Here is a 15,309-nt window from a genome sequence, read left to right on the forward strand (position 1 = left end):
AAGGAAATATTTCCTTCGCACTTTTTAAATCATTCAAACCTTATCGCAACGCACGACGTGGCAATTTATCAATGTTCTCTAACATAATACCGGTACCAACTGCAACACATTGCATTGGGTTTTCAGCAATTAATACTGGTAATTTTAACTCTTCTGCTAGAAGCATGTCGATACCGTGTAATAAAGCTCCACCGCCTGTTAGAATAACACCACGGTCTATAATGTCCGCAGATAGTTCTGGTGGTGTGCGCTCTAGTACGCCTTTTGCAGCTTGTACAATGATAGCCGCGTTTTCTTTTAGTGCTTCTGTAATTTCTTCAGAGCATACTGTAATTGTACGTGGTAAACCAGTTACCATGTCACGTCCGCGAATTTCAAGCTCTTCACTACGTGCACCTGGGAATACTGTACCAACTTTAATTTTAATATTTTCTGAAGTACGTTCTCCAATCAATAGCTTATACTTACGTTTAACGTAGTTTAAGATCTCCATATCAAACTTATCGCCAGCCATTTTGATAGAGGAAGAGGTAACAATATCACCCATAGAAAGTACGGCAATATCTGTTGTACCTCCACCAATATCAACAACCATGTTTCCGCTTGGCTGGAAGATTTCCATACCAGCACCAACTGCGGATACTTTTGGTTCTTCTTCTAAAAATACTGTTTTACCACCTGAACGTTCAGCAGCCTCACGAATTGCTTTTTGTTCTACAGATGTGATATTTGTTGGACAGCAAATTAAAATGCGAGGTTTTGAAAAGAAGCTCTTCACGTCCAATTTGTTAATGAAATACTTTAACATTGCTTCTGTAATTTCGAAATCTGCGATTACACCATCTTTAAGCGGACGAATTGCTACAATATTACCAGGTGTACGTCCCACCATACTTCTTGCTTCTTCACCTACTGCTAATACTTTTCCACTATTACGATCAATTGCCACAACAGATGGCTCATTTAATACAATACCCTTACCTTTAACATGAATTAATACGTTAGCCGTACCTAGGTCAATTCCGATATCTCGCGCAAACATTCCCGTCATTTCCTCCTCGATATTCAAAATCAGGTTACACCCGAATTCTTTTACACCTAATTCCTGATTTTATCATAAATTTAACAGAAACGTAATATTCGCAAAAAGAATTCTTCTGAAAAATATTACCGAATTTGCAAGGAATGTTTGCTATTTTAGATTTATTGGCGCACAGGGTTTTCAGTATCTTCTTTTCTATACTTCTGCTTTGTTGCTTCTCCCCCTCTTAAATGACGAATAGACTTATGATAATCAAGAATTTCTTTCACTTCATTTGCGAGCTCTGGATTAATTTCTGGCAAACGTTCTGTTAAATCTTTATGGACTGTACTCTTTGATACCCCAAACTCCTTTGCGATTACACGCACTGTCTTTCTTGTCTCCACGATATACTTGCCAATCTTGATAGTTCTCTCTTTGATGTAATCGTGCACACCACTCGCCTCCCTAAATTGGATGTGAGAAGTGTGAAATGAGACTCGCTGCATACGACTATGAAGTAAATGTGAGTGCTGTTTGTAAGCGTTAAACATTCTTGGATTTATAATGAAATGATTCACGATTTCTCACCTCAAACACTCTCTTTGCATTGGTTTATACCATTGTATTGCCCGCACTACTGATATATGCTACATGTTCACTATTTTTGCGGACTAAGTTAAGAAAAATTACGTTTTTTGTGAGAAATACGTTAACAATGACAATTATGGCGAAAAAAAGTGACACCTCTTTATAAAAGGTGTCACTCTTCTCTTTCATACTCTTCTTCTAACAACTGATGGTGGGGAACTTCTTTCTTACCGGCAATATAATAATATAAGGCGAATAAAACAAACAATAAAATGATAGCAATCGACAGAACAGATAAAAATGACACAGTATCCCCTCCCTTTTGTAATATATATTCGAGAATCTCGTCATTTTTCCTTGTTATTGCAACTTTTTTCTCGAAATTGATTATTTTTATATAAAAATAAAAAAATCAGCTCTCCTAATGAGAACTGATTTTTTTACTTTATTATTCTTGTGAAGAAGAACCGTTAGATGATTCTGTAGAACCATTCGTTGATTTTTCTTCTTTTTGAGATTTGTCATCTTGTTTGCCGTTCGTCTCTTTATCACTAGTCGAACCGCTTGTTGATTTTTCTTCTTTTTGAGATTTCTCATCTTGTTTGCCATTCGTCTCTTTATCACTCGTCGAGCCGCTTGTTGATTTCTCTTCTTTTTGAGACTTATCTTCTGTTTTACTTTCTGGTTTCGTGCTTGTTGACTTTTCTTCTTTTTGAGATTTGTCATCAGTTTTTTTACCAGAAGCATTTGTCGCCTTTGCAGCACCCGCATCAGCTTTAATTTCTGCTACTGATTTATTTAAGTAACGCTCAGGGTTCACAGCCACATTGTCTTTACGTACTTCAAAGTGAACGTAAGAACCTACCTCTTTATTCATTGCATTTAGACCTGATTTTCCTAACACTTCACCTTGCGCGACTCTTGCACCTTTTTCTACTTTCACACTGCCTAAACTTTGATAATATGCCGCTACACCATTTCCACTATCTACTGTTACAACATAACCAAGAAGTGAATCTTTTTCAGCTTTCGTTACTGTACCACTTAAAGCAGCTGTAACATCAAATTCTTTTCCGTTTTTCGCAGCAATGTCGATTCCTTTATTCGGGGAATATGTGTTGTTATAAAAGACAAGTGCTTTTTCTTGTTCCGCCTCTGATGCTGCATCTTCATAGAATTTCTTCTGTACTACTACTTCTGCATTTGCTGCAGCTGGCATTTTCATTACTTCTGAAGATTTTGTTACCGGTACTGCTGGATCTTCCGTTTGTGTATACGGTGTTGCTTGATCTTGGTTCGGAGCTTTCTTTGGATTAGCTCCCTGGAACCATAGCGCAACCATTAAGATTACCGCTGCACAAGCAATGTATAGTGCCGGAAACACCCATCTTTTTTGAAATAAATGTACTACTTTTCGCGACTTTTTACTATTTCTTCCTCGCATTCCATCATCACCTCAGCAATCATTTTGAACAATATTCACTCATCCTATACAACCTATAACTAATTACTTTTCGACAAAATCTGTAAAAATATGTATAAGAATTGCAGAATTTCCGAGGAAATGATGAAAAAAGAAAAAACTGAGCGTTTGAGCTCAGTTTTTAGTCCATTTGTTTCTTTCTATAAATGAAGAGTGTAATAACAAATACTGCAACTAACCAAATTGTTATGTTCAATAAATTACTAGTAATTGCACTAAAACCTCCACCTTTTATAACACTGCTAACTGCAAGACCGATATGACGAGTTGGCAAATAATCGACTATTTTTGTAACGACTTCATTCTTCACAAACATTCCAATTAAATCACCGAAAAGGAATGTCATTAATATTGGTAATCCAATTGTTGATGTTTGCGGTACATTTTGAGCTAATAATCCAATACAAGTACCAATGAGGTTAAATATTAGCATTCCAAGAACAAAGATGAGTAATAATAATGCAATATTACCTTCTAATTTACCTAAAATAAGTAGATTAATAAAACAGATCGCTACTGTAATCATACCCGTTAATGAACTTTTACCAATTAATACTTCAATAGATGATGCTGGTGATAGCATAAGAACACGAAGCGTATTTTTTTCCTTTTCTTCAGCGATGAGCATCGCCTGTACAAAGCCTCCGACCATAACTAACGCCATCACAGTTAACGTACTTGCTCCAACTTCTCTCATATTATCTGAGCGACTAAATAATACCGAAAAGACAAGTGGCATTACCAACATAATTAAAGTTTGTGAATTCGTTTTAAAATCCTGTACCTCTTTCCGAAAAATTGCTGAAAATCGTCTCATTGAAAATGTCATTATAGTCCCCTCCCAGTAACTTCAATAAAGATATCGCCTAATGTTGGCTCGTGTGAATGAATAGATAGTAATTCGCCTTTTTTCATCCATTCTGAAATGCGTTTTGCCCCTAATTCATCTTTTTTCACAATTTCTTTCTTCTTATCTGTTAACACAACTTGTATTTGATCTTTCGCGTATTGCAAGCGAAGGTTTTCCGGTGTATCAAGAGCTACTATTTCTCCTCCGCACAGAAAGGCAATGCGGTTACAAAGCGTTTCTGCTTCGTCCATGTTGTGCGTTGTTAAGAAAATCGTTGTTCCTTCTTTATTTAAGTCTTTTAAGATTTTATGAATGTTTTGTACGTTTACTGGATCAAGTGCAGATGTTGGTTCATCTAAGAAGAGGATATCTGGTTTATGAAGAATTGCTCTCGCTAGTATGACGCGCTGCTTCATTCCTTTTGATAACTTTTTCACTTGTGTTTTTTTATCATCCAATAAGTTCACTTGTGCTAACACTTCATCAATTCGTTCTTTTTTACAATCGTATAAGTCACAAAATAATAGTAAGTTATCATAAATGCTAAGTCTGTCATATAAGCCGCTATTGTCTGTTAAAATACCGATTCGTTTGTAATCGATGCTGCTTGGCCCTGTAATGTCTTTACCTAATACTCGTACTGTTCCAACGCTATGAAGCAATTGAGAAGTTAAAATTTTCACTGTTGTCGTTTTCCCAGATCCGCTCGGTCCAAGAAATCCGAAGATTTCTCCTTGCTTCACCTCAATATTTACATTTCGAAGGGCCGTTTTTCCATCGAAACTTTTCATTACATCTTTCATTTCAATTGCCAATGTCATTTCGTCATCCCCTTTGTTTTTCTTTTTATAGATGAAAGTCGCTTTAGCGCTTTTCGTTTGTTTGTTTCGCTTTTCTTGACTCAATCATATGAAAAACAAAGGGGTTACGCAGTAAAATACCGGTAAAAGGAGTATTTTTACCGGTGAATGAATCCTACTTTGAGCTTATTGGAGCATTTTTATAGTCCAATTACACCTTTTAATTCATCCATTCGTCCTTTCGAAAGCGGGATTGAACTTTTTCTTTCGTCATCCAAAATTAAACTAAAACTATTACGTGTCCACGTAATGACTTCTCGTACTCTTTGTAAATTAACGAGGTACGAGCGATGACATCTAAAGAATCCGAATCCTGTTAATCTCGTTTCTAGTTCACTTAATGTTAATGCGCATACGAAGTCACCTTCGCGCACATGAATATGTGTCACTCCATTTTGTGTTTCAATGAAATGGATCTCCATCGGATCCAGTAAAATGATTTTATCGTTCACTTTCGCTGGTATTCTTTCCAGTTTCATTTGCGGAATCATTTGAACTACTTTTTCTTCATCTACTTCTTCAACTTCTTCTTGCTCTATTTCTATCTTTTTCACACCATCATTGTTTAATATGTATACATCTTCTGTCAACGAAAGGGCATCCGATAAAAAGGAGGACGTAATAAAGATTGCCTTTCCTTGCTCTTTCATTTTCATAATCGCTTTTCGAATAATAATCGTACTCTCTGTATCTACATTTTGCTCTGGCTCTTCTAAAATAACTAAATCCGGATTGTGAATCATAATCCGCCCGATATGAAGACGGCGTTTCTCTGAAAATGACAATTTTTCTATTTTAGCGTTTAACTTATCTAGGAGACCGACATATTGTACAACTTCTTCTATACTCATATGTGATTCATAAAGCCCTAATAAAAACTTGAAGTACTCCTTCACCTTTAAACGGTCATATGCTTCATCTTTCAAAAAACAAAAGCCGATGCGTGAATACATCTTCTTTCCAATCGATTCACCTTCAAATAGCACACTGCCCAAAGAAGCCTCTTCTTCTCCGATAATAATGCGATGCAACACTTTAGCTGTATGATTATTGCACTGCAAAACAACACATTGCCCTTTTTCAACCTCCAGTTCAATTGCCGGCAACTGGTTCGTCTTCCCTAATTGTTTCAACTCCAATAACGCCATTCTGTCTCCTCCAAATGTTTTTCCCTAATTATATCAAACATTTAATGGAAAATTATGATATTTCATGAAGTACCATAACAAATAAGGACCTGTCCCAAAATCGATGAGAGTAGCTCTTTTTTCATGTCGCATGATGACAAATAAAGTGAAACTTTAATCAGTGGGGGTTTTGTTCATCCCCCACTGATTATTAGCCTTCACCAATCGAGCTTTTACGGGCAGCCCGACTCCCACAAATAGCGGGATAAAATTTTATCGGTGATTTTTCGAATATATCGACCACAACTCGAGTTTTATCAGCGATTCGACAATAGTAGCAACTTATAAATATGAAAAGACCGTCCCAAAACACCTTTTGAGACGGTCTCTTTTGCGTTCTATTTTTTCACCATTAACTTTCCTTCATAATCATTCATCGTCTTTATTTCAACGCCTTTATAATAATGAGCGACGATATCTGTATATTTCTTACCTTCCACTGCCATGCCATTCGCACCGTACTGGCTCATACCGACGCCGTGACCGAATCCTTTCGTCGTAACGGTGATGTTATCCCCTTCTTGTTTCCACGTAAAGTCTGAGGAGCGTAAATCTAACTTTTCACGAACTTGTTTTCCTGTTAATGTTTTCCCTTGGAACTCTACATCCTTTACTCGCTTTCCTTCCGTAAGGTCTTTAATATTACCAACCTTTCCGTTTGCTAGTACTTTCACACCGAGACGTTTTTGAAAATCAGATACTGTGAATTTTTGCTCACTCGTAAATTTTGGAGAGGCTTGATCCCACGGACTATCTACACTCTTTAAGTATGGATAATCATTTCCCCAATAATCAGCTGCATTTTCTGTTCGTCCGTTACTCGTTGAGAAGAAGGATGCTGAAATTGGTTTTCCATCATACGTTAAAACTTGTCCTGCGGTTTTCGAAACGGCTTCCTCAATTTTCTTTAAATTATTTTCGTAGTTATTACCCCATTGTTTCTTCAATTCCTCTTTGCTTTTGTACACTTGATCTTTCACTGTATCTGTCACGTCCGCATTGTTTTTCTTACCACCGCTTAGCATACGCTGCACTACAAATGTTCTTGCTGCTAATGCCTGCGCCTTTAGCGCCTCTATTTCAAAGCTGGCATTCATCTCAGAAGCTACTACACCGGCCACATACTCCTCCATAGGTAATGTTTCTACCTTCTTCTGCTGATCACGGTATACAGCAACTTGAACCGCTGTATCCACTTTCCCTGGAGCTGGTATACTTTCTATCGCTGGAGGAGTTTTAGAAGCTGCTTCTTCCCCTACCTTTGCTTTCGCAAACGGAATAACAAGAGCAGCAGGTACAATGATAACGAGCGCTATTAAGAGCGCTACTGTAATGAAAAGTGGCTTTGAAAATTTCATCCTATTCCCCCAATATAAAGTGAAACTTTAATCAGTGGGGGGTTTTGTTCATCCCCCACTGATTATTAGTTGAACCAATCGGGCATTTAAGGGCAGCCCGACTCACACCTAACTACTTTGCTTCAGCCGAATTTTGAGGTGGGAGTTTTATTGACCGCAAATAGCGGGATAAAGTTGGATTCCTTTCATTCTTATGGAAATACGGGATCTTTTAGAACATACTTGGGGGTATCGGTATAAAGTGAAACTATAATCAGTGGGGGGGGGGGTGTTCATCCCCCACTGATTATTAGCCTTCACCAATCGGGCGTTTACGGGCTGCAGGGCTCCCGCCTAACTTCTTTGCTCCAGCCGAATTTTGAGGCGGGAGTTTTACTGACCGCAAATAACGAAGTAAAACGAAAATTTTCTAAATATTTTTACTGAGACGTGCATAAGTATAGAATTTATTGACTATAACAGTAATAACCCAAAAAAAATAGCCCCTATGTCAAAAGACATAGAGACTACTTCAATTAAGCGTGAAGATCAGAAACTTCTTGTTCTTTCACTTCTTCTACTTTTTCGTTTACACGTTCAATAGTTGCACCTAATGCAGCTAATTTCTTATGGAAATCTACATAACCGCGGTCAAGATGTTTTAACTCTGTTACACGAGTATAACCTTCTGATACTAAACCAGCTAAGATTAATGCTGCTGCAGCACGTAAATCAGTTGCGCCTACTTCAGCTCCTTGCAAGCTACTTGGACCGTTCATAATTACAGAACGACCTTCGATTTTAATATCAGCATTCATACGACGGAATTCTTCAACGTGCATAAAGCGGTTTTCGAATACCGTTTCTGTAATCATACTTGTTCCATCAGCATGTAGTAATAATGCCATCATTTGTGATTGCATGTCTGTTGGGAAACCTGGATGAGGCATAGTTTTAATATCAACCGCTTTTAACTTATCTGGGCCGATAACACGTACACCTTCATTTTCCTCAATAATTTTAACACCCATTTCTTCCATTTTCGCTGTAATTGAGCGTAAATGTTCAGGCACAGCATTTTCAATTAAGATGTCTCCACCTGTAATTGCCGCTGCAACCATGAATGTTCCTGCTTCAATACGGTCAGGAATAATAGGGTGGTTTGCACCATATAATTTTTCAACGCCTTCAATACGAATCGTTCCAGTTCCAGCTCCGCGTACTTTCGCTCCCATTGCATTTAAGAAGTTAGCTAAGTCAACGATTTCTGGCTCTTTCGCTGCGTTTTCAAGGACTGTTGTCCCTTTTGCTAATGTAGCTGCAGACATAATGTTTTCTGTCGCGCCTACGCTTGGGAAGTCTAAATAAATTTTAGCTCCTTTTAGTTCGCCCTCTACGTGTGCCTCAACAAATCCGTTACCAACTTTTACTTTCGCTCCCATTGCTTCGAAGCCTTTTAAATGTTGGTCAATTGGACGTGAACCAATTGCACATCCACCAGGAAGTGCAATACGAGCACGACCGTTACGTGCTAATAATGGTCCCATTACTTGAACAGATGCACGCATCTTACGTACATACTCAAATGGTGCTTCAATGTTTAATTCTTTAGAAGAATCGATTGTTACTTGGTTATTTTCAAATACGACTTCAGCATTTAAATGACGTAATACCTCGTTAATTGTGTATACATCAGATAATACTGGTACTTCAGATAGTACATTCTTTCCGTCACTCGCTAATAGGGCTGCAGCGATTATAGGTAATACAGCATTTTTTGCGCCCTCAACACGCACTGTGCCGCTTAACCGCTTTCCGCCACGGACGATGATCTTTTCCAAATTATTCCCCTCCGTGTCCTTTTTTCAGTATCTATTCACTCAATACTCAGAAGTTATGATCGGTGTGCCAACCACAATTGTATCTTTGTTGTTTGTAGAACGTATTGCTATTTGCACATTTATTTTCTCTCTATTTGTTGAAAGAGCGTCATTCCACTTTTTATTATATGCGGAGACTGATACAAATGCTCTTTCTTCTATCTGTTCGATCGCTCTTGCTGAAAGACCTTTCAAAACCTGATTGGTTTTATTTTGCAAAACACCTTCAATCTTATCATTCAGTACACCTTGAACACAAGTGTAAATTATAGGTTTTTCACTAAAAATTTTATCCATGTTCTGAACGTACTTCGGGTCCCATTTCGCCCCGCTCACTTCAAAAATAATAAAAGTGTTTTCTTTAGTATTTTCCTTACTCCAAGTTACTACTATTCGTTCTTCATGTGAAGAAGATTTTTTATAGGATGTAGCCTTATATCCATCTGGAGATTGTTCTAATTCCCAACCTTCGATGTTTGCCTCTTCCTTCACATCGTTTAACAATTTTTGAAACGTATGTATATTAGAAATTGTTTTCGTTTCTCGCGCTAACCATGACCACCGCTCTACTTTTGCATCGTTCTTCTCTAAAGCTGCAATCATGCTCTCCATTTTCTGTTCATCGCTTATAGGTTTCATCTCTTTATATCCAACCAAAAATAAAACAACACTTACGATAACGATAAGAATGGCTTTAAACTTCAATTTCATCCCCTCCTATCCCCATTGTTAACGGAGATATGAGGTTCTATACACTTACTTTACTAAATACGTTAAACTCTTTGAATAGCCTAAATAATCAAGGAAAAAGTTACTTACAGATGTCCCAATTGCAATTGTAATTAGGATAAGTAATACTCTCGTCTGCATCACTTTTCCAGACTTCATTAAGCGCTCAATGTGAATACCTTGTAAGGCCCACCACGTAATGGTAATAAACAATAAATGCGAAACAATGGCAATCAGTGCTTGTTGCCCTAAAAGATGTGCCAAAAAATCGACCCCTTTTTTTTGCTTGGCTACTACTTACGCAAAATGTAAAAAACGATACCATAAATAAGTAGGAGCCACACTTTTTCAAACGCAAATAAGCATCTTACATCGTAATTTCCTCTCGGAAAACATATACCTATAGACGTTTTCATTTGTTGTTACTCCAAAATAAAAAGCGTAGAGTACGGACTCTACACCTTTTATTTCCACTATTGTACCACGTTCCCCAAGAAGAAGAAATCCTTCATTAATGGAAAATGTTCATAAAAGAAATTGTAACCAATCATCGGTATAATCCCTAGTATTACAATTGAAATTGCGCAAAGACTCATGACAATCTTTATATTTAACGGTAATCGGAGCTTTTCTTCTGTCTCTCCCTTGCGGAAAAACATTTGCTGTAATATTTGGAAATAATATATGAATGAAATAACCGTCGTCCCCATCATAATAGAAGCTAATACGTAATGAGCAGGTTCAACATGAAGTGCCCCTAAAAAAATGTTAATTTTCCCGATGAAACCTGCTGTCCCCGGTATTCCAGCTAACGATAAAATAAAGACCGTCATCACTATAGCTGTAAAGGGGGATCGCTTATATAACCCTGTAAAAATCGTCATGTTTTCCTTATCATTTTGTAAGATTAATCCGTGGATGATTGCAAATGCTCCTATATTCATAAGCATATATGCAAGCATATAAAACCACATACTATCCATCGTAAACTGTGATAGCGCTACAAGAGGGACTAGCAAATACCCAGCATGCGCGATACCTGAATAGGCAAATAGACGTTTTACGTTGTATTGCTTTAATGCTACTACGTTCCCAACAATCATCGTAATACTAGCTAGTACCGCAATGTATATACTCATACGCCCGTACAAAGATTGTGCGTCTCCTTGGATTGCCACACCTGCAAACACCATAAGAAACAAACGCGTAATGAGTAGAAAACCAGCAATTTTAGAAATCGTTCCGAGAAAAGCAGTGACAGGTGTAGCCGCTCCCTCATACACATCTGGTGCCCACATATGAAATGGCACTGTTGCAATTTTGAATGAGAGTCCAACGAGAAAAAGTAGAAATGCGAGAGCTAACAATAACTGAATGCTCCCAGCCAATCCTTGCGTAAATACCTTTTGCATTTCCACTATGTTGGTCGACCCTGTAATACCGTATAAATAACTCATTCCAAAGAGTGTAATTGCTGTTCCAATTCCTCCGTTAATGACATATTTCATTGCAGCCTCATTCGATGCACGGTTTCTTTTTCGGATTCCTACTAAAATATAGGAAGAGAGCGAAAGCAACTCTAAACCAACGAACAATGTTATGAAATCAACGCTAGAAGCCATGAACATCGCTCCAAGAAGCGCCATTAAAAACAAATAATAATATTCTCCTTTATCTTGAATAGGCTCCTTCTTGTCATCGCTTATTGCCATACATAAAACGAGAGCTGCTCCGCCTAATAACAACGTTTTAAATCCTTTTGAAAATCCATCTAGTACAAACGATCCATTTAAAATATCTCCTGCCGGTTCGCTATATAGCGTCATTAATGACACTATCGCTAACAAGGCAGCGGCAATTGCACCAATCGCAACGTACCTATGGTTCAGCTTAAAAAACAAATCACATATGGAAAGAAGGATGGCTGCCCCGAGAATAATGAATTCTGGTACCATGAGATGCCATGATAAGCTAAGTAACGTGTTCATATCCATCCTACTTCACCCCCAATGTTTTCAATGTAGTTTGAAGTGGATCCCCTAGTAGTTCTGGCATTACCCCAATTGCAATAATACAAACGATAAGCACTATAACAGGAACGTACTCCCATCCGTGTATATCAAATTTCGCTTCCCATTCTTTCTTACCAAATATCACTTGAAGTGTCGCTCTTAATACGTATACAGCGGTTAAAATAATTCCAATTACACCGACGGCGGCGATAACAGGTTTCCCTTGGAATAAACCGAGAAAGGCAAGGAATTCGCTAATAAATCCGGACATCCCTGGCATTCCAAGCGATGCCATACCGCCCGCTAGGAAGAAACCGCTAAGCACCGGAACACTTTTTGCAAGTCCACCAAGTGCTGTAATATCCGAAGTCCCGAAACGCTCTTCAATAATGCCAAGCAAGAAGAAGAGTAAGGCCGCAATTAAACCGTGAGACACAACTTGGAACAATGCCCCTTGTGTACCTGGTGCATTTAACGCCGCAAGCCCCATTAATACAATGCCCATATGCGAAATACTAGAGTAAGCAAGTACCTTTCTAAAGTCCGTTTGGATGAGTGCTAGAAAGGCCCCATACAATAAATTAATTACCCCTAAAATCGCAATTAGCGTTGCAAAATCACGAAAATATTCTGGGAATAATCCTTTCCCGAAGCGAACAATACCGTACGCGCCAATCTTCAGCAAAACCCCCGCATGAAGCATAACTACAGCAGGATGCGCTTCTATGTGTACATTGACCATCCAGCGATGCAAAGGGAAAACAGGGAGTTTAATCGCAAAAGCAATCATTATGGCAAGAAACAAGTCGAACTGTACGCTACTTGAGACGGCCATTCCTCCCCCAGCACCTACACTCGTTAATATTTCTTTAAGCTCCGCAATATTTGTTGTACCTGTTTTCGCAAATAAAACCGAGAAAACGATAAGTAAAATAGCTGATCCAATACCGTTATATATTAAATAACTATATGCAGCCTTTTCACTCGACAATTTCCCCCACTTGCCAATTAATAAAAACATTGGTGGCAACGTAATCTCAAAGAACATGAAGAACAACATTAAATTTTGAGCAGCAAAGACACCGAGCATACCTATTTCTAACATGAGTAACAGCATGTAGAATGCTTTCAAATTTCTTTTAATAGAAAATGCCGCAATAGCTGCAAGCATCGCTAGAAGGGCTGTGAGCAACATCATTACAAGCGATAAACCATCAATGCCGAGCTCGTAATAAATTGAAAACCACCTTTTGTCCACTGCTGTGAAATCCCCAAATTTAATCCATTTCACTTTTTCATCAAATATCGATAAGCTCTTTCCTGAAGCGTATGTACAAGCAAGGACGATAGCAATTCCAAATGGAAGCGCCGTTCCGAATAAACCAAGCGCCTGCACTGTACGCGATTCTCGTTTCGGCGTTAATAAAAGCAAGAGAATTCCTAAAAGCGGGGAAAAAATGAAGAACGTTAATAGCAATCCATTCACCGTAAATCCCCTCCCGTATATAACAAAATAATTAGGAGCACTGCGAGCGAAACTGCTGTTACAGTTCCATACACTTGTACATTCCCGTTTTGAAGCCGTGATCCTAGTCCACTCATACCTTTAACGAGTCCAGCAATTAAAACTGCGATTCCTTCTACAACGTATACTTCAAATAAGCGAAGCACATGAGCGATTCCTTTCGTAATAGGAAGCACCGTCGCATTGTATAGTTCATCCACATAATATTTTTCTTTCAAAAGGTTATAAAGAGACGTCCCTTCTCCACCGACCCAATCTCTAGAGATAGATTTCTTGCCATATATGAAATATGCGAGGGCAATTCCCGCAAATGAAACGAGCGTCGCAACAACCATAATCCAAACAGGTCCATGCACTTCCTTCACCTGGAATCCTATATCTTTCGTAAGCCAATCCCCAAGAAACGTTCCGAACCACGGTGTATTTATATAACCTGCCACTACCGCAAGGACACCAAGGACAATCATCGGATACGTCATGGTGCGAGGCGATTCATGCACCTCTTCCTTCGTCTTCGTTTCCCCCGTAAAGACAAGAAAATATAGACGGAACATATAAAATGCTGTTAGAAATGCCGCAATTACTGCTAAAACGAATAGAAAGTAATTGCCATTCATCCAAGCCGCCGCTAAAATTTCATCTTTACTAAAAAATCCGGAAAGAAGGGGAACACCACTAATTGCAAGTGTGCCTATTAAAAATAGTGCACCGGTTACTTTCATCTTTTTCTGTAAACCGCCCATTTTATTAATGTTTTGCGTATGGACTGCATGAATTACACTTCCTGCTGCCAGGAACAATAATGCTTTAAAAAAGGCGTGTGTCGTTAAGTGAAAGATACCAGCTACATAACCAGCCGAGCCTAGCGCAAGCATCATATACCCGAGCTGACTAACTGTAGAGTAAGCAAGAACCCTCTTAATATCAGTTTGCACTAGACCGATAGAGGCCGCAAAGATTGCGGTGAAAGCCCCAACGATTGCCACAGTTTGCATCGCTACCGCACTTGCTGAAAATAGCGGGAACATCGTCGCTACTAAATATACACCGGCTGCAACCATCGTTGCCGCGTGAATAAGCGCCGAAACAGGCGTCGGTCCTTCCATTGCATCTGGCAACCATGTATGAAGCGGGAACTGACCCGATTTCCCCATCGCACCGATAAAAATTAATATCGCCGTTATTGTAATCATAGAAGGAGAGAGGTCGCCCGTATGAATCGCTTTAAAAATCGCGTCATATTCAAAACTACCTGCGTGCCAAAAAATTAATATCATCCCAGTAAATAGCCCAACATCCCCAATGCGTGTCATAATAAAAGCCTTTTTCGCAGCAGCCTTCGCTTCTTCTTTAAAGAAATAAAAACCGATAAGTAAAAACGAACCAAGGCCGACTAACTCCCAAAATATATAAAGCTGTAATAAATTCGTCGATATAACTAGCCCAAGCATCGCAAAGGTAAAGAGCCCTAAATATGCATAAAAGGTTGGTAATCTGGTGTCACCTTTCATATAACCTTTTGAGTACACATGTACAAGAAAACTCACAAGTGTAACGATAAACAACATTAAAGCCCCTAATGCGGTAACTTCAAAACCAAATGATATATCTATATCTCCTACCCTAAGCCATACCCACTTATGCTTCACTGCCTCGGATGAAAATCGTTCTATTAGTACCACTACCGCGGATATAAAGGAGAGAAAGGTAAAGAAAATACCTAGTACACTACTTCCCTCTCTAATTTTCTTCCCGAACACAATAAGTAACAAAAACGAAACAAGCGGGAAAAGCGGTATGAGCCATGCATAATCGATCATTGTTTCCTTCCCCC

Annotated in this window: 14 protein-coding genes; all 14 read right to left on the reverse strand. The window is 38.6% G+C overall.

Annotation, left to right across the window (positions count from 1 at the left end; genetic code table 11):
* Window positions 1–40: 40 nt before the first annotated feature.
* Entirely contained in the window at window positions 41–1,042 is a 1,002-nt protein-coding gene (locus NSS97_RS26755; protein ID WP_002184551.1) for a rod shape-determining protein, read from the reverse strand.
* A gap of 161 nt (window positions 1,043–1,203) precedes the next feature.
* Window positions 1,204–1,476, reverse strand: coding sequence for a sporulation transcriptional regulator SpoIIID (spoIIID, locus tag NSS97_RS26760; protein ID WP_002089714.1), 273 nt, complete (start codon window positions 1,474–1,476; stop codon window positions 1,204–1,206).
* A 308-nt stretch (window positions 1,477–1,784) separates the two neighbouring features.
* Window positions 1,785–1,919 carry a hypothetical protein gene (locus NSS97_RS26765; RefSeq protein ID WP_002016211.1) on the reverse strand — a complete coding sequence of 45 codons (135 nt, stop codon included), beginning with the start codon at window positions 1,917–1,919 and terminating at the stop codon, window positions 1,785–1,787.
* Between the two features lie 141 nt (window positions 1,920–2,060).
* Window positions 2,061–3,056 carry a M23 family metallopeptidase gene (locus tag NSS97_RS26770; protein ID WP_070145572.1) on the reverse strand — a complete coding sequence of 332 codons (996 nt, stop codon included), beginning with the start codon at window positions 3,054–3,056 and terminating at the stop codon, window positions 2,061–2,063.
* 160 nt (window positions 3,057–3,216) lie between these two features.
* Entirely contained in the window at window positions 3,217–3,924 is a 708-nt protein-coding gene (locus NSS97_RS26775) for an ABC transporter permease (protein WP_002184549.1), read from the reverse strand.
* On the reverse strand, window positions 3,924–4,766 hold the full coding sequence (locus NSS97_RS26780; RefSeq protein WP_002184548.1) for an ABC transporter ATP-binding protein: 843 nt from the start codon (window positions 4,764–4,766) through the stop codon (window positions 3,924–3,926). The genes NSS97_RS26775 and NSS97_RS26780 overlap by 1 nt, the downstream gene beginning before the upstream one ends.
* Window positions 4,767–4,945: 179 nt before the next feature.
* Window positions 4,946–5,953: a LytTR family transcriptional regulator DNA-binding domain-containing protein gene (locus tag NSS97_RS26785; protein ID WP_002184547.1), complete on the reverse strand. Its 1,008-nt coding sequence runs from the start codon at window positions 5,951–5,953 to the stop codon at window positions 4,946–4,948.
* Between the two features lie 377 nt (window positions 5,954–6,330).
* Window positions 6,331–7,350 carry a stage II sporulation protein D gene (spoIID, locus tag NSS97_RS26790; RefSeq protein ID WP_002184544.1) on the reverse strand — a complete coding sequence of 340 codons (1,020 nt, stop codon included), beginning with the start codon at window positions 7,348–7,350 and terminating at the stop codon, window positions 6,331–6,333.
* A 515-nt stretch (window positions 7,351–7,865) separates the two neighbouring features.
* Complete coding sequence (murA, locus tag NSS97_RS26795; RefSeq protein ID WP_002068497.1) at window positions 7,866–9,170, reverse strand: UDP-N-acetylglucosamine 1-carboxyvinyltransferase; 1,305 nt, start codon at window positions 9,168–9,170, stop codon at window positions 7,866–7,868.
* Between the two features lie 39 nt (window positions 9,171–9,209).
* The gene (locus tag NSS97_RS26800) at window positions 9,210–9,914 is read right to left on the reverse strand and encodes a YwmB family TATA-box binding protein (RefSeq protein WP_002184543.1); all 705 of its coding nucleotides are present in this window, start codon (window positions 9,912–9,914) and stop codon (window positions 9,210–9,212) included.
* A 51-nt stretch (window positions 9,915–9,965) separates the two neighbouring features.
* Entirely contained in the window at window positions 9,966–10,202 is a 237-nt protein-coding gene (locus NSS97_RS26805) for a DUF1146 family protein (RefSeq protein WP_002016201.1), read from the reverse strand.
* Window positions 10,203–10,411: 209 nt separating this feature from the next.
* A complete protein-coding gene (gene nuoN / locus NSS97_RS26810; RefSeq protein WP_341114686.1) occupies window positions 10,412–11,926 on the reverse strand; it encodes an NADH-quinone oxidoreductase subunit NuoN in 1,515 nt (504 codons plus the stop codon).
* A gap of 7 nt (window positions 11,927–11,933) precedes the next feature.
* Window positions 11,934–13,436 (reverse strand): NADH-quinone oxidoreductase subunit M, encoded by a 1,503-nt coding sequence (locus NSS97_RS26815; protein WP_002184541.1) that lies wholly within the window; start codon window positions 13,434–13,436, stop codon window positions 11,934–11,936.
* Complete coding sequence (nuoL, locus tag NSS97_RS26820) at window positions 13,433–15,295, reverse strand: NADH-quinone oxidoreductase subunit L (protein ID WP_107887158.1); 1,863 nt, start codon at window positions 15,293–15,295, stop codon at window positions 13,433–13,435. The genes NSS97_RS26815 and nuoL overlap by 4 nt, the downstream gene beginning before the upstream one ends.
* Window positions 15,296–15,309 lie beyond the last annotated feature (14 nt).

Origin of the sequence: Bacillus sp. FSL R12-0074, from assembly GCF_038005725.1 — a bacterium.
GTDB classification, from domain to species: domain Bacteria; phylum Bacillota; class Bacilli; order Bacillales; family Bacillaceae_G; genus Bacillus_A; species Bacillus_A mycoides.